Annotated in this window: 19 protein-coding genes; 7 read left to right on the top strand and 12 right to left on the bottom strand. The window is 58.4% G+C overall.

What is annotated here, in order from left to right:
• Positions 1-34 precede the first annotated feature (34 nt).
• Complete coding sequence (locus tag GLW01_RS00095) at positions 35-1,024, bottom strand: aldo/keto reductase (RefSeq protein ID WP_160897683.1); 990 nt, start codon at positions 1,022-1,024, stop codon at positions 35-37.
• Between the two features lie 312 nt (positions 1,025-1,336).
• Here GLW01_RS00095 and GLW01_RS00090 point away from each other — a divergent pair, with 312 nt between their 5' ends.
• The 3 genes from GLW01_RS00090 to GLW01_RS00080 are packed head-to-tail and all read left to right on the top strand — an operon-like array spanning position 1,337 to position 4,458.
• Positions 1,337-1,999, top strand: coding sequence for a c-type cytochrome (locus tag GLW01_RS00090; RefSeq protein ID WP_160897682.1), 663 nt, complete (start codon positions 1,337-1,339; stop codon positions 1,997-1,999).
• Positions 2,000-2,016: 17 nt separating this feature from the next.
• Positions 2,017-3,009: a c-type cytochrome gene (locus GLW01_RS15770; RefSeq protein WP_202405491.1), complete on the top strand. Its 993-nt coding sequence runs from the start codon at positions 2,017-2,019 to the stop codon at positions 3,007-3,009.
• Between the two features lie 42 nt (positions 3,010-3,051).
• Positions 3,052-4,458, top strand: a complete 1,407-nt coding sequence (locus tag GLW01_RS00080) for a hypothetical protein (protein WP_160897681.1) — start codon at positions 3,052-3,054, stop codon at positions 4,456-4,458.
• 42 nt (positions 4,459-4,500) lie between these two features.
• Here GLW01_RS00080 and GLW01_RS00075 read toward each other — a convergent pair whose 3' ends face one another.
• The 9 genes from GLW01_RS00075 to GLW01_RS00035 form a co-directional block, all read right to left on the bottom strand.
• Entirely contained in the window at positions 4,501-7,623 is a 3,123-nt protein-coding gene (locus GLW01_RS00075; protein WP_160897680.1) for an efflux RND transporter permease subunit, read from the bottom strand.
• The gene (locus GLW01_RS00070; protein ID WP_160897679.1) at positions 7,620-8,735 is read right to left on the bottom strand and encodes an efflux RND transporter periplasmic adaptor subunit; all 1,116 of its coding nucleotides are present in this window, start codon (positions 8,733-8,735) and stop codon (positions 7,620-7,622) included. Before GLW01_RS00070 ends, GLW01_RS00075 begins: the two co-directional genes overlap by 4 nt.
• A gap of 290 nt (positions 8,736-9,025) precedes the next feature.
• A complete protein-coding gene (locus tag GLW01_RS00065; RefSeq protein WP_160897678.1) occupies positions 9,026-9,658 on the bottom strand; it encodes a DUF642 domain-containing protein in 633 nt (210 codons plus the stop codon).
• Positions 9,659-9,847: 189 nt separating this feature from the next.
• Positions 9,848-11,233 (bottom strand): membrane-bound lytic murein transglycosylase MltF, encoded by a 1,386-nt coding sequence (gene mltF, locus GLW01_RS00060; protein ID WP_160897677.1) that lies wholly within the window; start codon positions 11,231-11,233, stop codon positions 9,848-9,850.
• 168 nt (positions 11,234-11,401) lie between these two features.
• On the bottom strand, positions 11,402-11,539 hold the full coding sequence (locus GLW01_RS00055; RefSeq protein ID WP_160897676.1) for a hypothetical protein: 138 nt from the start codon (positions 11,537-11,539) through the stop codon (positions 11,402-11,404).
• A gap of 14 nt (positions 11,540-11,553) precedes the next feature.
• Positions 11,554-12,468, bottom strand: a complete 915-nt coding sequence (locus GLW01_RS00050) for a nucleotidyl transferase AbiEii/AbiGii toxin family protein (RefSeq protein WP_160897675.1) — start codon at positions 12,466-12,468, stop codon at positions 11,554-11,556.
• Positions 12,458-13,306: a type IV toxin-antitoxin system AbiEi family antitoxin domain-containing protein gene (locus GLW01_RS00045; protein ID WP_160898096.1), complete on the bottom strand. Its 849-nt coding sequence runs from the start codon at positions 13,304-13,306 to the stop codon at positions 12,458-12,460. The genes GLW01_RS00050 and GLW01_RS00045 overlap by 11 nt, the downstream gene beginning before the upstream one ends.
• Before the next feature lie 549 nt (positions 13,307-13,855).
• Entirely contained in the window at positions 13,856-14,152 is a 297-nt protein-coding gene (locus GLW01_RS00040) for a type II toxin-antitoxin system RelE/ParE family toxin (protein ID WP_160897674.1), read from the bottom strand.
• On the bottom strand, positions 14,149-14,358 hold the full coding sequence (locus GLW01_RS00035) for an addiction module protein (RefSeq protein ID WP_160897673.1): 210 nt from the start codon (positions 14,356-14,358) through the stop codon (positions 14,149-14,151). Before GLW01_RS00035 ends, GLW01_RS00040 begins: the two co-directional genes overlap by 4 nt.
• Positions 14,359-14,608: 250 nt before the next feature.
• On the opposite strand from GLW01_RS00035, the gene GLW01_RS00030 reads away from it, so the two are divergent.
• The 4 genes from GLW01_RS00030 to GLW01_RS00015 all read left to right on the top strand — a co-directional run bounded on the left by GLW01_RS00030 (position 14,609) and on the right by GLW01_RS00015 (position 17,040).
• Positions 14,609-15,295, top strand: coding sequence for a hypothetical protein (locus GLW01_RS00030; RefSeq protein ID WP_202405489.1), 687 nt, complete (start codon positions 14,609-14,611; stop codon positions 15,293-15,295).
• A 28-nt stretch (positions 15,296-15,323) separates the two neighbouring features.
• Complete coding sequence (locus GLW01_RS00025; RefSeq protein ID WP_160897672.1) at positions 15,324-15,944, top strand: hypothetical protein; 621 nt, start codon at positions 15,324-15,326, stop codon at positions 15,942-15,944.
• A 232-nt stretch (positions 15,945-16,176) separates the two neighbouring features.
• Complete coding sequence (locus GLW01_RS00020) at positions 16,177-16,683, top strand: hypothetical protein (RefSeq protein ID WP_160897671.1); 507 nt, start codon at positions 16,177-16,179, stop codon at positions 16,681-16,683.
• 3 nt (positions 16,684-16,686) lie between these two features.
• Positions 16,687-17,040, top strand: a complete 354-nt coding sequence (locus GLW01_RS00015) for a hypothetical protein (RefSeq protein WP_160897670.1) — start codon at positions 16,687-16,689, stop codon at positions 17,038-17,040.
• Positions 17,041-17,113: 73 nt separating this feature from the next.
• Here the strand turns inward: GLW01_RS00015 and GLW01_RS00010 are convergent, their stop codons facing one another.
• A complete protein-coding gene (locus GLW01_RS00010; protein ID WP_160897669.1) occupies positions 17,114-17,731 on the bottom strand; it encodes a hypothetical protein in 618 nt (205 codons plus the stop codon).
• A 234-nt stretch (positions 17,732-17,965) separates the two neighbouring features.
• Positions 17,966-18,562 (bottom strand): hypothetical protein, encoded by a 597-nt coding sequence (locus tag GLW01_RS00005; RefSeq protein WP_160897668.1) that lies wholly within the window; start codon positions 18,560-18,562, stop codon positions 17,966-17,968.
• Between the last annotated feature and the right edge of the window lie 137 nt (positions 18,563-18,699).

Here is an 18,699-nt window from a genome sequence, read left to right as displayed (position 1 = left end):
CAATGGCCAGCCCGCGGCCAAAGAAGACCCCCCATTACCGACTCGGAGGCGCCATGAATTCGGGCCCAACGGGATCATCAATGCAACGGGCCAGGATCTCATCGATGGCAGTCATCGCTTCCTTATCCAGCGACCAGCCGTCGATCTCACCGACCGGATCCAGCTGCTCCGGTCTCCTGGCACCCCAGAGCGCCGTCGTCACACCGGGCTGATCCACCAGCCAGCGAAGCGCCAGCGCGAGGACGTTCTTCTGGTACCGCTCCCGGGCGAACCGGTCCAGTTCCGCCACGGCGTTCAGGTACTGGCGATAGCGTTCACCCTGGAACTTGGGATCGTTCTTACGCAGATCGTCACCGGTGAACTGGGTATCCTCGCGCATCTTGCCCGTCAGCAGGCCCCGGCACAGGGCGCCGTAGGTGATGGTCGCGATGCCGTTCTCCCGGCAATAGGGAAGGACTTCCTGCTCGATGTCCCGCTCAAACAGGTTATAGGGGGGCTGCAGGCTGTGCAGGGGCACGGTCTTCTGCAACTCGTCCATCTGCGCGGGCGTGAAGTTGCTGACACCGATGGCGCGGATCTTCCCGGCCCGGTAGAGCTTTTCCAGCGCCCGGGCGGTCTCCTCCATGGGCGTCTCCGGATCCGGCCAATGGACCTGGTAAATGTCGATCCTGTCCGTCTGCAGACGCCTGAGGGAATCGTCTACTTCCTGTTCAATGCGCGACGCACTCGCGTCCCGCCAGACCTTATCGTGATCATCGTTCCAGTTCAGGGCGACTTTCGTGGCCAGCGCCACCTGATCCCGACGACCGTCGGCCAGCGCCTTGCCCACAATCTCCTCGGAGCGCCCGAAACCGTAAACCGGCGCCGTATCGACCAGACCGATCCCCTTGTCGATGGCCCTGTGGATGGTATCGATGGACTGGGCTTCGTCCGTACCACCCCACATCCAGCCACCAATGGCCCAGGTCCCAAGCCCGACGGGCGTCACCTGAATGTCTGTGTTGCCGAATGCCCGCTTTTCCATGCTTCCTCCCGTTGGCTGGAATATCATCTGGAGAAATGGCATCACTGTGAATGCCCTGTATCAGAGATGTGCGTGGGCGCGAGGGCGAATTCAACCCCCTCCCCCACCACACTCCAGAGCTGCACCAGAGTAAAGGTGACCTGCAAGCGGTCCAGCTCCCTGGATCCAGTTCAGTACCCCCAGGGACGTGGGGAGATGCCTGCTCTGCTCTTCTCTGATTTGACAGTCCGCGCATTAGAATCTATTCATATTCTAATAGAAGGCCGGTCAGTCAGGCACCGGGAAAGCCGAAACCCATCCAGGAGCGAGCGCATGCAACGTCGCCATCGACTCGGGCCCCTGCCAGCGCTGTTACTCATCGCACTGGCGCCGGCAACAGCCGCAGCCAACGATCTCGGCGAGAAACTGGCGAAGGAGGGCAATGACAACGGCGCGGCTGCCTGCGTCACCTGCCACGGAGCCGATGGGGGCGGCAACGGCGCGGCCGGCTGGCCACGCATGGCCGGCATGAATGCCGACTACCTCGCCAAGCAGCTCGACGACATGGCCAGTGGTGAGCGCGACAACGCCACCATGAAACCCATTGCCAGCGGCCTCTCCGCCGAGGAACGCCGGGCGGTGGCCGAATACTACGCCGAGATGGAAGTGCCGGCGGAGGCGCCGGGCACCGATGCCGCCAAGTCCGTTCTGGAACGCGGCCAGGCTATTGCCCAGCAGGGCCTGTGGCGCAAGGGGGTTCCCTCCTGCGTCGCCTGTCATGGCCCCGGTGGTGACGGCGTGGGTGCCGATTTTCCCGCCATTTCCGGGCAGCACGCGAGCTACATCGAGAACCAGCTCACCGCGTGGCAGGACGGCAACCGCCAGAACGACCCCAATGACCTCATGGCCTCGGTGGCCAAGCGCCTGACCGAGGAAGAGATCAAGGCTGTGGCCGCCTGGTTCGCCTCGCAGCCCGCCCGTCCGTCCGCCGAATAGCCATCGTGGAGGCCATCGTGAACAAGACCCATCAGGATACCAACGGGCTCGCCCGCCACACCGCGCTTTTCCTGGCAGCCGCCCTTCTCATCCCCGCTTCGGCGCTCGCCCAGGACGATGAGACCCTCACCAAGCAGGTGGAGCTGGAAGAGGCGCCCGAGGCCAAGGGCGAGAGCTACTTCGACTACCCCGGCATGGACGAGCTGCCCGAGGGCGAGTTCGGCGAAGCCGTACGCAGCGGCATGGAGGCCTTCGTCAACACGCTGCAGCACCCGGAGGCCAAACGCCACGTAGGCAACGGCCAGAACTGCGCCAACTGCCACCTGGGTGGCGGCATGGCCGCCAACTCCTCGCCCATGTGGGGCGCCTGGGGGATCTACCCCAAATACCGTGGCAAGAACGACCACGTGAATACCATGGATGAGCGCATCCGCGGCTGCTTCACCTACTCGATGAACGCTGGAGCCTCCGAGGCCGGCGGCCCGCCGAAGCCGGACAGTCAGCTCCTGAAAGACATGCAGTCATTCATGTTCTGGTCCGCCAGGGGCGCCCCTCTCGGCGAGAACCTGCCCGGGCGTGGCTACCGCAGTGTCGAGAAACCGGAGGACGGCTACTCCATCTCCCGCGGGAAGTCCATCTACGAGGCCCAATGCGCCGTCTGCCACTCCGGGGACGGCAGCGGCAAGTTCACCGCCGACGGCAAGCAGATCTTCCCGCCTCTGTGGGGCGAGAAGGCCTATAACTGGGGCGCCGGCATGCACCGCATCAACACCGCAGCCGGTTTCATCAAGTACAACATGCCCCTGGGCAAGGCCAACCCCGTGAAAAAGCACGCCGCCCTCTCCGACCAGGAAGCGTGGGACGTGTCCGCCTATATGAACAGCCATGAGCGGCCCCAGGATCCCCGCTGGGAGGGCGACAAGGCCAGCACTGCAGAGAAGTGGCATGACCACGCCTGTCTCTACAACCAGGAGGTACGCGGCCACACCCTTGGAGAGGGCACGCAGTAACGACCCGGACATGTGATCGCGAACAGCCACGAGGAATCCATCATGAACGGCACCCACGTGCGCCTCGCGCTCGCGACGGCGCTGGCCCTGGTCACCGCGCCAGCCGGCGCCGCCAACTGGCTGGTACTCAACAGCGCCGAGGCGCCCGAGGGCGCCCCGACCATGTCGGTCTTCGGCTTCATCCAGCCGACCTACCGCGACATCGACGACAGCGACAAGGCACCCAACGGTCAGCGCCCCATCTTCAACACTCTCTCCCCGGACCGCTCCAGCAGCTCCGGCTTCAACCTCTCCCAGGCTCGGGTTGGCGTGCGCGGAGCGTTGAACAACACTGACGAGGACATCCACTACTTCTTCCTCACCGAGTGGGGCAACAACGGCATCACCCGCCTGGCCGACCCCGACGGCGGCAGCCCCAGCCCCCAGCTCACCGATGCCTCCATGACCTTCCGCCATTTCGCTGGCGGCGGCAGCGACGACATCTGGGAGCCCGGTGTCAGCCTGCGTATCGGCCAGTTCCAGTGGCCGCTGGTGGACGAGGGGCTGCGCGCAATTCCCGCCTACGACTACATCAGCTTCTCGGAGGTGAGCCGGCAGCAGGTCCTGGAGCGGTACGTGCGCCAGAACCCTGGTGGTAATGACGAGAGCCTCACCGGCTTCGACGGCTCCATCAGCTCCTACCGCGATATCGGCGCCATGGCCTTCGACGAGTTCCGGATCTCCGAGCACTGGGAGGGCACCTGGGCCGCCGGGCTGGGCAATGGCAACGGCATCAACCGCAGCGACAACGACGACAACCGCGACCTCTACATGCGCGCCCAGGCTGCCTACGTCTTCGACGGCGTCCACCGCGGCAACCCGCGCCGGGAGGACATCAAGTTCTTCGCCTGGGGCCAGCAGGGGGAGCGGGTCTTCGATGCCGGCGGGGACGGCACCATCGACGAAGGCGACGAGTTCGAACGCAACCGCTACGGCCTGGGCTTCCACTACTACCGCCAGCCCTGGCGCTTCTCCGGGGAGTACGTCTTCGGCAACGGCATGGTCTACAACGGCACCAATCCGCCCTTCGCGAACCCGGGTGAGGACATCGGCGACGTCACTCCGCGGATGGCCCCCGGCGAGGACAACGAGTTCGACGGCTGGTACCTGGACGCCGCCTGGTTCGTAAAGCCCAACAAGCTGGCGCTACAGGCGCGCTACGACGTCCTGAACCGGCTCAACGAATTCGATGCGGATGAATTCGCCAACCAGGGACATCCGGAGCGGCGGTTCTCCACGTTGACCCTGGGGCTGCAGTACTGGAACCACCCCATCAAAAGCCAGTGGACCCTCTCCTACCGCATCCGCGACCTGGAGGCGCCCCACAACGCCGCGGCCGACGCGGTCGGCAGAACCATGGGCAACGAGATCCTTCTGCAGTACTTCCACCTGTTCAACACCGGCGGTTGAACGGAGATGGTGAACCGCACAATTTAATCAACGAGCATGAGCTCAGCCCCAGGCGCGTTGCCGCAGTTTGACCCGCGCCATCAGAGCACAGGGCGTAATAATCAGCGTCAGGATCGTCGCAAAGGCCAGCCCGAACACAATGGCCGTGGCCAGACTCAGCCACCATTCGGTAATGGGCGCCCCAAAGGCCACTTCGCGGTTAAACAGGTCAATATTCACGCGCAGCATCATGGGCATCAGGCCCAGAATCGTGGTGACGGTGGTCAGCACCACCGGGCGCAGTCGCAGCAGGCCGGTGCGCAGTATGACTTCCCGTGGGTCGGCGACGCGCTTCTGGAGCCGGTCGTGGGTATCAATCAGCACGATGTTGTCGTTCACCACAACCCCGGCAAGCGCAATGATGCCCATACCGGTTACGACAATGGAGAAGGCCTGATTCGTCAGCAGCAGCCCGAGGAAGGCCCCGATGGTTGAGACCACCACGGCGGAAAGCACCAGGGCGGCGCTGAAGAAGCTGTTGAACTGGGTCACCAGAATCACGGCCATCAGGAAAAGCGCGACGAAAAGGGCACGAACAAGAAACGCTTCAGCAGCACGCTGCTCCTCATCCTCCCCCTTGAACTCATAGCTGACGCCATCCGGAAGCGGATCCGTGGCAAGCCAATCGCGCAGCTCGCGGACCTTATCGTCGGCGAGCACGCCGGGGGCGGTATTCGCGCGCACCGACATGGCACGAACGGCGTCCACCCGTCGCAGGTTATCCACCTTGGGTTCGGCCCGGCGCTCGATGAAGTTGCTGATGGGCACCGCTCCGCCAGCCGTGGTAACCCGGAGCTGATCCAGCTGGTCCAGGGTCCGCCAACGTTCGGGGTAGCGCACCACAATGTCGATCTCTTCATCCGTGTCGTCGGGCCGATAGCTGCCGATGCGCAATCCATTGGTGACCAGCTGGGCAGCGTTGCCAATGGTGGTGACATCAAGCCCGAACTTGGCCGCCTGGGCACGATCCACCTGCAGCTCCCACTCGATCCCGGGCAACGGGCGGTCATCCTCGATGTCCGTCAGTCCCTTCAGGGACCTGAAACGCTGGCTCACGATTCCAACCGCCTCTGGCAGGAGGCCCGGATTGTTCGCGCTCAACAGTAACTGAACCGGTTTCCCGACGGGCGGGCCGGCCTCCAGCTTACGCACTTCGACCTGAACCCCGGCCAGCTGATCCGTGCGTTCGCGAATCGCCTGCAGGATCTCATTGGCGGGCGGGCGCTTGTCCCAGTCATCAAATTCGATGGAAACACGTCCAATTACATCTTCAGCCACGTCGCCCATGAAACTGAAGCCACTGTCGCCGGCGGTGCGTGCGTAGACACTCTCGAAAGCCTCATCGAAAGCGAGCACTTCGGCCTCCACTTCGCGAACCAAAGCGTCCTTCTGCTCAACGGAGAGGTTACCCCTGGCATGGACCATCAGGGTCGCGAAATCCGGCTCCACCTTGGGGAAGAATTCGACGCCCTTACCGAAAGCACCGTAGAGCAACCAGGCAGCAAGCAGGCCCACGAGGGTAAGCCCCAGCACGCGCCCCGGATGATCCAATGCTTTGTCCAGCACCCTGAGGTAATGCCGAGCCGGGCCGGTAATCTGACTCAGGTCACCGTTTTCAGCCGCCTGCAGGTTGCGCCGTTGCCATGCTGCTTCAGCACCGGCCCTGCCCATATGGGCTCCAAGGGTGGGCACAAAGATCAGCGCCATCAGCAGGGAAGCTGTCAGCGTCGTTATGAGGGTGATGGGGAAGTAGCGCATGAACTCACCCACAAGCCCGGGCCAGAACAGCATCGGCACGAAGGCGGCCAGCGTGGTCAGGGTGGCTGACACAATGGGGCTGCTCATGCGCCGCACCGCCAGGACATAGGCACGGTAGCGGCTTTCACCGGCTGCCATGTGGCGTTCGGCGTACTCCACCACCATGATGGCACCGTCCACCAGAACCCCGATGGCCAGGATCAACGCGAACAGCACCACCATGTTCACGGTATAACCGAGCAGATGGAGAACAAGAATGCTGGCCAGGAAGGACCCCGGAATGGAAATGCCCACCAGCAGCCCGGAGCGCAGCCCCAGTACGCCGACAACCACAACCATCACCAGCACCACGGCGCTGACAACGTGGTTCTCCAGGTCCGTGAGCATCATCTCGATGAACTCGGACTGATCCTGGCTGTAGGAGACCACCAGATTCGAAGGCCAGTCGGCTTCCAGGGCATCAACTTTGGCGCGCACCGCCGCCACTGTATCGATCACGTTCTCACCGGTGCGCTTGGTGACCTCAAGCGTCACCGCCGGCAAGCCGTCCACGCGGGCATGCCCATCGGCGTCCTTGAAGGTCCGCTTGACCGAAGCAATGTCGCGAAATCGCACGACGGCATCGCCGTCGACCTTCACCGGCATGTTGAGCACGTCCTCAGCGGTCTCGAACAGCCCCGGCACCTTGATCGCGAAGCGCCCTTCCCCGGTATCCAGATTCCCCGTGGCCACGAGCCGATTGGAGCGACTCAGGTACTGGATAATCTCGCCGACCTGTAAGCCGTAGCTTTCCACTTTCAGTGGATCGACGATGACCTCCACGACCTCCTCGCGCTCACCCGCGATGGTCACATCCAGCACACTGGTGATGGACTCGATTTCATCCCGGGTGGTGCGAGCCAGCTGCTGAAGCGTTCGTTCCGGCAGATCGCCAGCGAGTGTGACCAGCAACACCGGGAAGATACTGGTGTTGACCTCCTCGACCACAGGGTCGTCGGCATTGGCAGGGAGTTCCGGCTCGGCTTTGTCGACAGCATCCTTAACGTCCTGGAGCACCGCATCAGCATTAAAACCGGCGTCGAATTCCAGCACGATCTGACCACCGCCTTCGGTGGCGGTCGCCTGCATTTCCTTCAGCCCATCAATGCCACGCAGCTCCACCTCCATGGGCCGGATCAGCAGGCGCTCGGCATCCTCGGGTGATACCCCCTCCAGGCCCAGATGAACGAAGATGAAGGGAATGTCCACATCCGGCTCCGCCTCCTTGGCGATATCGGTGTAGGCCCAGGTCCCTGCAATCAACAAGAGCGCCAGTGCGGATAATACGGCCCGGTGGCGGGTGAACAGCCATTCAATCCAGCCGCTCATCCCGATGCTCCTGGCGCAGCCAGGCCTTCATAGGGCACGGTTTCGACCTTCTGACCGGCACTGACGAATTCCTGCCCCACGACGATGAGCTGGACCGTCTCGGGGAGTCCGGTGAGCCACACGCCCTCGGGCGTGTCACGCACAACCTCCACCGGGTAAAAGACGACCTCGCTGTTGTCGCTCACCCCCTTAACGCCGAGTGTGCCGTCATCCGCCAGAGTCAATATTGACGAAGGCAGACGGTGGGCGACCACGGTTCCCGCAGAGAGGGTGACTTCGGCGGTAAGCCCTTCAATGATGTCCCCCTCGGGGTTGTCGATAACCACTTCAACCGGGAAGGTCCGGGTTTTTGGACTGGCGACACGACCCACAAAGGCCACCTCGCCCTCGTGCTCGGAGCCGTTGATCAGTGTCACGCTGGCAGGGCTTCCGGGCTCGATGCGATTCAGATAGCGTTCCGACAGAGAGCCTTTCACACGGATCGGGTTGAGATCCACAAGGGTGGTCACGGGTGCGCCGCGGTTCAGGAAATCGCCCACCTCAACGTCCCGGGTTTCCACAACACCCTCAATGGGCGCTTTCAGCCGTGTGCGCCTGGCTTCCTCCAGCGCCATCCTGAGCTGAGCCCGCGCCGACTCCAGCGCTGCTTTTGCCCGGGCCAGCTCGTTCTCTGCAATCGAGTCCTTCTGTCGCAACGCCTGCGCGCCGCGATACTCGATCTCACGCTGCTCCACCAGGGAGCGCGCCTCGAGCAAGCGAGCTTCGCGATCTTCCATGGCCAGCTCAACCAGCATATCGCCTTCGTTCACCCGATCGCCGCGCTCGAAATGGAGCCTCTGGACAACGCCGTCGGTTTCCGCTTTCACAGCCACCGATCGGTCGGCCAGCGTTCGACCACTGATGATGATCTGGTCCCGAATGGTCTGGTTGGTGGACTCCAGGACGCGCACGGACATGCGGTTATCAGCCTTGTCCGACACCGACGGCTCGATCTGGGATGTCGAATCCCGGAGCGTGCCCGAGAGCATCCAGAGAATCACGCCCAGCAGAATCAATGCAGCGGTGAGCGCTGAACGATGTTCCTGCAGGGTTGCTCTTGACCATTGTTTCATCGCGTTACTCGGGAAGGGGGCTCAAGTAGCCAGAATAATCGATGGCCCCGCATTCACAAACGATTCCAGTCAGCGAATCCCCGCAGCATTCAGGAAAGTTTTCCTTTGCAAGGCGCGCCTGTGTGGCAGATTGGTTCAAGCAACCGGATGACCCCTGAATAAGGCTGCCGGGAGACGTTCGTGGGAGGTGAACGGGCCGTTCATAATGACCGGCCCGTGATGAAACCAAAAGGCGTCAGCATGGTGGGCGCACTCTCAGGGATGTCGCCGCGCCCGCTAAAGGGGACAACTTATCGACGACGCGCTGAGATACCAAGGCCCGCCAGACCGAGTCCGAGCAGCGCGAGGGTGCCGGGCTCAGGCACCGAGGCTGTCACGGATACGTCATCCAGAAAGTTGCCGAGTGTTCCGTCCGGGGCGACACTGGCGAACTTCAGGCGTGAGCTGGCAGAGGTCGCCTTAAACGATCCTTCATAAACCGACCAACCTGACGTGGTGTGGTCATCCATTGTTTCGCTCAGGTTGTTGATGATCATGTCAGTAACCGCGACGCTGAAAACTTCGAGGCTGTTTACGCGAGCACGGTATGCAAACGAGAGGTCATACCATTGCCCGGTGACAGTACTGAAGTCCTGGTAGATACCGAAATCTGAACCAAGGTCGGGGTGAGCATTCAGTTCGGCGAACTGATCGCCCTCTTTGGCCTCAAAACTGACCATGCCGCTATCCCAGATTTCGATGCTGTTGCCTTCCCAATCCGGCACATCAACAGTGTCCGCGCCTTCAAAATATTCCCAGGTGCCCGGTGCGATATTGGGATTCTCGAAACTGCCATTACCAATCAGGTTGGCGTTTGTGGTACCGGCGGCGAGCAAAAGCGCACCGAAGAAAAGACCTTTGCGGGTGAATGCTGTAGCTTTCATGGACTGCTTCCTCTGCATGAAATTGAATGTCTCTTCCTCTGAAAGCAATTCTGAGGCCATAAAAAATAAATGCAGGGAACATAGAGGGTTAGTCCATGATCCGGCAGGTGCTGCCGGTGTTTTCCAACAATGATGTAAAAAAAGTCGACATCAGCCAGTCCCGGACACATGGGCGGGATGCATGCCCTGTTATTCGGGATCCGGCGGCTCGACTGACAACACCTCAATCTCATTTTCCAGGATATGCTGATACTCGCGAATCCTCTGGACATAACGCACCGGCTCGTAACCTCGCGCATAACCGTATTTGAGATTCTGGTAAATGAACTTCTTCGAAAGCAGGGGTAATACCTGCTTGACGTCGCCCCAGCGGTGCGGATTGAGGTCCTGTTCCCGCGCCAGCCGCTGGGCATCATGCAGGTGGCCACGCCCGACGTTATAGGCCGCCAGTGCCAGCCAGGTGCGGTCCGGTTCTTCTACCTTATCCGAGAAGCGCTCATTCTTAAGCTTCGCCAGGTATTTGGCACCCCCGAAGATACTTTGTTTGGGATCCAGCCGGTTATCCACGCCCACTTCTTTTGCCGTGTTCAGCGTCAGCATCATGATCCCCCGGACCCCGGTCGGGCTGCGGGCACGTGCACGCCAGTGCGACTCCTGATACCCCTGGGCGGAAAGCAGAATATAAGGAAGATCGTATTGTTCAGCGGCCGTCTCGAAATAGCTTCGGTATTTCGGGTAGCGCTCGTCGACCCTGCGGATCAAACGGCGCGTGTCCACGTAATCAAAAACCTCAAAGTAGCCGTAATAATGCTCTTTCACGACCTCCAAACGCCCGCTCTTCCTGAACGATTCCAGCCAGGACGCAACGGCGCTCTCAAGGTCCTTGCGCGGCTGCGCCATCATCCAGCCCAGTGACTCTGAACGGTTGAGGTTGAACGGCGCGATCAGCTCCGGGAAGTAACGCCGGTTGTGATCGACAATATTGGAGTCCGCAATGGTGCAGTCGATCTCGCGCTGCCAGACGTCGTAGAGGAGCTGCTCAGTCGAGCGGTTATCCACGGTTTGCCACTCAAGCTCAGGATGGCTCTCTTTAAGCGCTTCCAGTCGCTCCACATAGCTGCTATCCGCGATCACAGTAAGTTCCAGCCCCACCAGCTCCTCAACAGACTCGGGCTGGACGTTATCGCGACGGCACACAACCTGCTGGGTCACATCCTGGTAGGGCGGCCCGAAACGAAAGCGTTCCTGGCGTTTGGGGGTAATCGTCAACCCAGCCGCGGCCAGATCCCCTTCGCCGTTTTCAATGCCTTCGATGATGGAGCGGATCGACGGCTTGATGTTGTATGACACGTCAACACCCAGGTGCGAGGCAAAGGCCTCGACCATATCGTACTCGGGCCCCGTGGGTTTGCCATCCCGCCCCAGATACCAGGTGGTCGGCGCATTACGGGTCAGCACCACCAGTGTCCCCTCCTCCTTGATGGCCTGAAGGGTACGGGCCTGCCCCTGATCATTTGTGCAGCCAACCACAGCCACTATGGCCGCCAGAAACACAATACGCCTGACTCGGTACATACGCCGCTCCGAGAGAAAGACAACAAAACAAAGGGTAGTATGTGTTTCCTTTAAACACAGTCAAAACATTGCTTGAGTACGAGGAATACGACAAACCGGCGGCGGCGATGACGCGGTGCGCGGCCTGGAAGCATTCTGTCAGGGCGCGCCGCTGCAACGCCTCAAGGCTCAACCCTCTCTAAGGGATTCTTCTGCAGCTTTAGCGATGTAATCGCGACGCTCGTCATCCAGGGCAGACACAAACTCCTCGGCCTCAAACGCGTCCAGAACTTCCTGCTCATCCTGTTCCAATTTGATGTTGTCCATATTCCCTCCACCACTCAAATAACGTTTTCAAGCTTACGCAGGATCGCATCACAAGTCCCCTCCCCGGATCGATCCAGGTTCAGCTCTCGCCAGCGTACAGCGGGAAGCTTTTCGGCTCCTTGGAGCCCAACCAGCTCCCAGTCCGGTTTACGTTGGTAAAATGACCGAAGAAACTGCTTGTGGGAATCCGGCATGTTTTTCACAACGTCCGCGATCACCTGTTCCCTGGCCTCTATCAACTGTTCCAGAGTTACCCCGTCATCAGCCATACCAGCAAAACTCTGCATGAAATCCTGGGTGATGTCCTTCCGAATTGGATCAAGCAGGGAATGAGGCGAGTGGTCATGACTGACCAAGTAGACGATCAGCGCGGCTCGAAGCGACTCATTGATCCCTTCGGTCGCGAGTAGATGGTGAACGTCAAACAGATCCCTTGGGTGCTGACGATCCAGGGCCGCAATAATCTTCCCGGCATAGAGATCCGCAAAGGAAAGAACCTGTGCCTCTGCAAAGCCAAAATCATCTTCCACCGACTGTGAGACCGGCATCCATTGAGCCTCATAGACCGCGCCTCTCAGGACCGGAGTCACCTCAATTTTGATCTGTACACCATCCCGGGAGCGGATGAGCAGTTTGGTGATCTCATCCTGGCTGGCGGGTGTTGACCGCGTTATCCGAGCGTCAGGCTCTGAGGACTGGATACGGGATTCAATGCGCTTCAGTGCCGCGTCGATTTCGGCCAATGAACGAGCCCATGGCTCGATGGGCAGATAGGTCAGATCGATGTCCACCGATAGACGGGGCATATCCCTGACAAAGAGATTGATGGCAGTGCCGCCCTTCAGGCCGAAACAGCCCTCCTCAGCCACATGTGGCAGGATTCGAACCAGCAACTCAACCTGACGTCGATATTGCTCGTTAAATGCCATTGCCTTCCTCCCTGGCAAATTCAGTCGGTACGGTAATCTGATATTCCTGGTCCAGGACTCCCCCCTTAACCAGCATTCGCTTCCCGGATCCCAGATTAATCCGGTTTCGGTCGATACGCTTAAGCCACGCGTGACGTTCGCGGTCAGCGAAGAAAAAGAACAGCCGCTTCACCTTAATGCTGCGTGTGGATTCCAACAGCGACTGCAAGTACCGGGGCCGAAGGTTGCCCAGCCCTTCCATAAACGTATCCGCCATGTGAAAGGTCCCTCGGTTCGGTAACTCATCCAGGAACTCCAGGTAGGCGCGCTCAGGCGTGGAAACGATCAAGGGCCAGCTCCAGTGGCCCCAGGAGCTAACCCTTAAAGCTCCCGGAAGCGGCGTCCCGCTTCCAGCGGATGAGTCTGTCAAAGAAGTTGCCCAGGATGGCAATTCCACGGCGGGCAGAAACCGCTGACGGTTATGCACCACAAACTCCGGTTCAATCGGAAGTTTGTTCACCCAGCCTGGCAACTTCACATCCGAGTAAAGATGGACCTGCAGCTGCTGGAACGGGAGATAATGGGCATAGCCCTGAAATTCCAGAGCAGTGCGGCCACCTACTGAAACCGGGTACTGCAGCAGGGTCTGGAGGGAGATTACAACCTGCTCCCAACTCACCTCCCCTCGCGGCCGACGAAACACACCTCGTACCGGCTGCTCCAGCCAGCCAGCAGTAACGTACTGACTACGTAGCGCACGGGAATAACCATGCCGCTCCAGCCACGCCGCATCCACCAGGAGGCCTTCCGGAAGTAATTGGGTTAACTGGTTTAGTTTTTCTCTATTTCGTATAGCCATACTTAACAAAATAGAGAAATCTTAAACCAGCTACAACCCTAACTGGTTCTGATCAAACCGTAGGCCTCCAAACATGCGGCAAAAACCGAAATTCACCACTGTCCTCGGCCAGATGACCAATCCCCGGAAAATCCAGATGGTGCCCGGCGATCAGTTCCCGGAATGGTCCGGCGAGTGGCCCGGTAGCACGCTCTCAGGATCTACTGTTTAGAGGCTTACAATCTCCTTTTCAGGGTACCTTTCGCTCCCTGATCGTCCAGACGGTGCCAGCTATTGCTCCGAGTATGGAGGGCATAAAAGATAGGAAACCTGGCTCTATTCCTGACAGACAATTGCTCGCCGCGTGGCTGCTGCCTATGGGCCAGCAGCCGTCGATTCCGAGGATAATCAAACCGCCCAGCAGTGCGAGAACGAGAGTAAAGCTGAAAGTGGAGATGATCCAAAGGAGCACCGTTTTCTCGGATACGAACTTTTCCAGCATCGCCGAACACCACTGTACGCAGCTTCTAGTTTGTTTTTCTGCGCTTGAGAAGCATATTGGTCCTGAGTTCAGGTTCTACTTTTCCATCGGCGCGGATCACGGCGTACGTGCATAACCGCAATCACCACAACCGAATCCCCGGTAACCACATAATGAACGCCAAAAGGAAATTTCCTGATCAGAGCTCGGCGTGAGTCTCTGTGAACAACAGGGTAAAGGGAAGGGTTCTCACTGATGCGATTCAGTGTCTGCTCCACCGAATCCATGAATTCATGCCCCAATCCCTGGCGCTGCAACTCATACCATTGGGCTGCGTCTTCAATATCCCTCTCGGCGTCCGGACGAATCCGAACGTTGTAAGTCATAGTCTCCGGCGTATCCCTTCCAGAACTGCTCCAGCATCACTGCCTGATTGGCCATCCTGCTCATAAGCATTCAGCCTTCGATCCAGTTCTTCGCGCTGCGCCTGAGTCAACTCAAGCTTTTGCTGATCTTCAGCGATGCTGTCCCAGACGTCTTCCACGAGCTGGATACGCTCGTCTACGGGCAAGTCTCTGATACTTGGGTTCATAAAACACCTCCTGAGCCCAAACGATACCGCACCGAAAAGATAAGGGGAATACTGCACTCAGGACCTGGGTGCGCTAAAGCGTAGGCCGTTAAACATGTGGCAAAACCCAACCCCATCCCCGGAAAATCCGAATGATGCTCGCCGACCAGTTCCCGGGACTTGGCCGATCCGGTCATGATCCGGCGGGTGGTAGCGGCCTGGGCAGGATTGCGAGAAGATGAACCGTGAAGAGGGGTAAGGTGAGGCATCCGTGAGAGACGAGCCCGTTATGGACGAATCCGGTCAGCAGGCACAGAGCCAAGCTGTCAAAAAGGGCTTCAGTGGCTGGCAGGTACTGGGGATTGTACTGCTCGCCATGGTTGTCACCGCCGGGATCAGTTACTGGGTCTTGAGCCAGTATGTCTTTGTTGAAGCGTTCGAGCCCGTTGAACTGAACACCTCCGAACAGCGAACACTCCAGAGCAAGCTGCAGGTCCTGGGCGTTGATGCGCGGCAACCCTCAAATCCTGCCGCGGAGCCCGAACCCTACAGCGAGGAGGGCGCCAGCAGGGAGGTTCGCTTGAGTGAGCGTGAACTCAACGGGATGCTGGCGAACAACACGGATCTGGCCCGGAAGCTGGCGGTTGATCTGTCCCAGGACCTGCTCAGTGTCGTGCTGCTGGTGCCGCTTGAGGAGGGTTTCCCCGTGCTCGGCGGGCAGACCCTGCGGGTTCATGCCGGTGTGGAGCTGGCCGTTAACAACGACAAGCGCGTCGTCAGACTCAAGGGCGTCAGCGTCATGGGTGTGCCCCTTCCCAACGCGTGGCTGGGCAACCTTAAGAACGTTGATCTGGTCAACGAGTTCGCTGACGACCCGGGATTCTGGCGATCCTTTTCAGAGGGCATCGACAGCGTTCATGTTGAGGACGGTCAACTGGTTCTGAAGCTCAGGGAATAACGGTTCCCTATTCCAGAGGAGACTCGCCATGGGTCGACGCCACAGCCTGGTGCTTTCCGCCTGCCTGCTGCCCATGGCTGCACAGGCCGGCGTGGAGCTGACCCCGTTTGTCGGATACCGGCTGGGCGGGGATTTTGAAGTCCGCACTGCCGGCGCCAGCACCACGGAGGATCTGACCTTCGACGACTCCCGCAGCCTGGGCCTGACCCTGAACGCGGATCTGGCGGAGCCGGGCAAACAGCTGGAACTCTACGTCGCCCGACAGGAAACCCGGGTCCGTTCCTCCGAGCCCCTTTTCACCCCGCCGGCTACTGCCCTGGATGTGGTGATCTACCAGTTGCAGCTCGGGGGCCTGTATTTCCCCGAAGGCGGGACGACCGGCCCATTTGTGTCCGGCGTGGCGGGTCTGACCCGGCTGGAGCCCAAACCGAATGGCCTCAGAGACCATAACCGTGCTTCCATCTCCCTGGGCGGAGGCTACAAACTGCCTCTGCAAGAGAACCTGCTGATGCGATTTGATCTGCGAGGCATCTACACAGTCCTCGACAGTGGCGGCGCTGTGTTCTGCTCCGGCGGGTGTACGGCCGTCTTTGATAGCAGTGGCTTTATTCAGGTGGAAGCGAGCGCGGGGCTGACGTTGCGTTTTTAGTCGATCGCAGCAAGACCAGCCCTCTGAAATCTACATGACTCCGGCCGACATGGCGGGAATGCTTGTGAGTGGTGAGGACTCTGTCGATGGCGCTGGCATCGAGGCCGATGGCGTCTAGGTTGGCCATCAGACCGGCACCCATACCCTTCAAATTGACACAAAAATCCGGCCAAGTATCATTCCCCCAATCAACACGATTTTGCATCAGCGATCTTCAAAGGAATGAACCCACATGAAATGGAAAACGCTCTCCATTACCTGCCTTTCCGTACTTCTGTTTCTTGCCCTGCAAGGGTGCTCTGATACCGCCAACAGAATCCCGGTCAGCATCTGGCAACACTCAATCACCCTGCCGGAAGCCGAAATCAATCAGCTGGGCGTTATCAAGGACAGCCTCTCAGTCCGCTTCAAGGATGATTCCAGAATCACGCTCTCCGTGATCGACTACCAGGAATCCTCCTTTCCGCAGGACCTTACCCCCTCTGAGTTCGTCAAAGCCGTCTATGGCGAAGAAGAACCCGATAACCCCGACTTTCTCCCGGCACGCAAAAGCATGCTGGAAGACGCGGAAGAGCACGAGGTCATTGAGATCCAGGAAGGCATAAATGGCTACCTGTTCCGCTCGGAGGCCAGGAACACGGCCTACATTGCCGACGAAAAGAGCGAGCGCTTCTTCATGATAGTGGAAGCCACGGACCGCTCTTTCGACACCGTTATTGAATCCATCACAAGGAGGTAAACCATGTCTGAGCAAGTCGAGATCAAGGACAGAGATCGCACCTACGTCCGTAAAGTTATCGGTGCTTTCATCAACGAGGGTATGGCCGCGCGCATTTCACCCATTAACGAAGACGTAGTCCGTGTGGTCGGCCAGATGGTTGCCGAATCCAGGGACTGTTCGGAATGGATGGACTACGTCCCCAAGCCGGTGGCCCCTGTTGGCGCCAGGCCCGGCATCAAGTGGTCACTCAAACAGATCCGGAAAATTGGTAGCGAGCTCGTTAAAAGCGACGAAAAGCACAAATTTACTTGCAGCAGTGTTTCTGCGTTGAAGTTCCGGACACGCCTGGAGGAGGCGCAGCACGGAATGTTGTGACATCAACGTTAAGCTTTGCAGCGGTTTTGGAGCCGCAAAGTGGGGGAAGTCCAGCGTCCCGTTGACCACCTTGTTAGAGGACACAGTACGTCCCACTACCGACTAAATCCGTGTCAACGATCACCACTTTCCTGAAGGTGCCGTCGTTTATCGTTTTCCAATGAGTTCTGAGATCCTCGATTAAAGAGGGGTGTTCTGCTAGTGCCCTTCGCACGAACCAACCTTTTGAGCCGACACACAGTGTCCCAACTCCCGAATAGTGTTTATTAGCTTTCTTTGACAGCCGATCAATAATGCGGTCCCGCAAAATAACCAAGCGTTCTGAAGCCCAGCCACTATCAACCGGTTCCTGGCCAGACTCCATTCGATCATCTAGCTTTGCTTCTTCTGCTTGATAGTGCGCTATAGCAATTTGAACTCTTTCCGTGACCTCCTCCCCTTCGCCAATTTCACCGTCCGCGCTCTCAGCACTCCTGAGTAATTGGAACCAAATATGATCGACCTCACCTCGATCATATTTGACGTAATAACCGAGAGTAACTAGTTCTTCATTAAGCTTTTTGTGGGTTGGGCTCCTGTACCAAATCCTGTCCGTTGAAGAGTCCAACCCGGAGATGTATTGTTTAACTTCTTTTTCCCAACTATTCGCTGGAAATTTTCTGAACGTAAAATCATCCGAACCGCAAGACATACCTTGCCCTCTAACGCTTGCAGCACGTGCGCCTATGGAATGGATTCGAAGTCGCAATGTAATGGGCGTCACCGTGCACGCCCTGATTAGGTCTTCTCGCCGTCCATCTCATCAGTTCCTTCCTCTGGGAGTTCTTCTCGTGCCTCCTGCCGAAGGTAACTCACTAACAACAGAAGCTCTAAGACCGCAAACATTATTACAGCTGTCGCGGCTAGAACGGCAACAAAATTGAAATTAAAGCTGTTTGGCAGTAAGGCCACCAAGAATATGGTAACAATGCCTACACTTATGAGAACAAAAGACCCCACGATTTTTTGCATGGAGGCCAGAGATGACCCGCTTTACGTAATTAATACCGAGCTCATTAATCTCGTCTTCGAGTCGCAGAAAATATCGTGGGGCGATTTCTGGATTAGTCTCAACCAATCTAGTTAGAGGGTCGACAATTCGACTTAACACAGGATTCAGTGAGTCGTGTGCCAACCATTCATGGGTAGAGAAGGAAAGTAACGGAAGAATATATTCATTAACAATCTCTTGCAAATTTTCGTCTTCTGATTCATTGAACTTATCGTAATAGCTTTCCAACATTGCTCTAATGTTGGAGATGTGGCTGATAGCAGAATCCTTTAAACCTTTAATGTAGTTATTCAACATTGATAACGACAGAGCTGTGCAGACGGCGAACAAAAGAGTTGTTGACCGTAAGGCATCTGTTACATTTTCTCTGAGCCTGACTTCATCAAAGTGTGGATAGGCTGCAGCCACAGCAATCAGCGCTATAGCAACTAGCGTAATCCGAAACCAAGATCTGCGTAATAACACTTTCATTAATAGGACCTAACGAGACTGTAGAAAAACCCATTTCCGGGTAAACTCCACAGCCTTCCTGCTTGTTCGTTTCACCAGCCCAATCGCTGGTCCGATCATTTTCCGCCGGTTCCGGTGTCCAGTTCCGTTTAGCCGAT

The organism is Vreelandella halophila (genome assembly GCF_009856365.1).
Lineage (GTDB): Bacteria > Pseudomonadota > Gammaproteobacteria > Pseudomonadales > Oleiphilaceae > Halospina > Halospina utahensis_B.
Note: the sequence above shows the minus strand (reverse complement) of the source record. Positions and strands in the feature narration are given on the sequence as shown.

What these genes read in the sequence shown, in the direction of transcription:
- GLW01_RS00095 (WP_160897683.1), bottom strand. Translation starts at nt 1,024, where the DNA reads ATGGAAAAGCGGGCATTCGGCAACACAGACATTCAGGTGACGCCCGTC.
- GLW01_RS00090 (WP_160897682.1), top strand. Translation starts at nt 1,337, where the DNA reads ATGCAACGTCGCCATCGACTCGGGCCCCTGCCAGCGCTGTTACTCATC.
- GLW01_RS00080 (WP_160897681.1), top strand. Translation starts at nt 3,052, where the DNA reads ATGAACGGCACCCACGTGCGCCTCGCGCTCGCGACGGCGCTGGCCCTG.
- GLW01_RS00075 (WP_160897680.1), bottom strand. Translation starts at nt 7,623, where the DNA reads ATGAGCGGCTGGATTGAATGGCTGTTCACCCGCCACCGGGCCGTATTA.
- GLW01_RS00070 (WP_160897679.1), bottom strand. Translation starts at nt 8,735, where the DNA reads ATGAAACAATGGTCAAGAGCAACCCTGCAGGAACATCGTTCAGCGCTC.
- GLW01_RS00065 (WP_160897678.1), bottom strand. Translation starts at nt 9,658, where the DNA reads ATGAAAGCTACAGCATTCACCCGCAAAGGTCTTTTCTTCGGTGCGCTT.
- mltF (WP_160897677.1), bottom strand. Translation starts at nt 11,233, where the DNA reads ATGTACCGAGTCAGGCGTATTGTGTTTCTGGCGGCCATAGTGGCTGTG.
- GLW01_RS00055 (WP_160897676.1), bottom strand. Translation starts at nt 11,539, where the DNA reads ATGGACAACATCAAATTGGAACAGGATGAGCAGGAAGTTCTGGACGCG.
- GLW01_RS00050 (WP_160897675.1), bottom strand. Translation starts at nt 12,468, where the DNA reads ATGGCATTTAACGAGCAATATCGACGTCAGGTTGAGTTGCTGGTTCGA.
- GLW01_RS00045 (WP_160898096.1), bottom strand. Translation starts at nt 13,306, where the DNA reads ATGGCTATACGAAATAGAGAAAAACTAAACCAGTTAACCCAATTACTT.
- GLW01_RS00040 (WP_160897674.1), bottom strand. Translation starts at nt 14,152, where the DNA reads ATGACTTACAACGTTCGGATTCGTCCGGACGCCGAGAGGGATATTGAA.
- GLW01_RS00035 (WP_160897673.1), bottom strand. Translation starts at nt 14,358, where the DNA reads ATGAACCCAAGTATCAGAGACTTGCCCGTAGACGAGCGTATCCAGCTC.
- GLW01_RS00025 (WP_160897672.1), top strand. Translation starts at nt 15,324, where the DNA reads ATGGGTCGACGCCACAGCCTGGTGCTTTCCGCCTGCCTGCTGCCCATG.
- GLW01_RS00020 (WP_160897671.1), top strand. Translation starts at nt 16,177, where the DNA reads ATGAAATGGAAAACGCTCTCCATTACCTGCCTTTCCGTACTTCTGTTT.
- GLW01_RS00015 (WP_160897670.1), top strand. Translation starts at nt 16,687, where the DNA reads ATGTCTGAGCAAGTCGAGATCAAGGACAGAGATCGCACCTACGTCCGT.
- GLW01_RS00010 (WP_160897669.1), bottom strand. Translation starts at nt 17,731, where the DNA reads ATGTCTTGCGGTTCGGATGATTTTACGTTCAGAAAATTTCCAGCGAAT.
- GLW01_RS00005 (WP_160897668.1), bottom strand. Translation starts at nt 18,562, where the DNA reads ATGAAAGTGTTATTACGCAGATCTTGGTTTCGGATTACGCTAGTTGCT.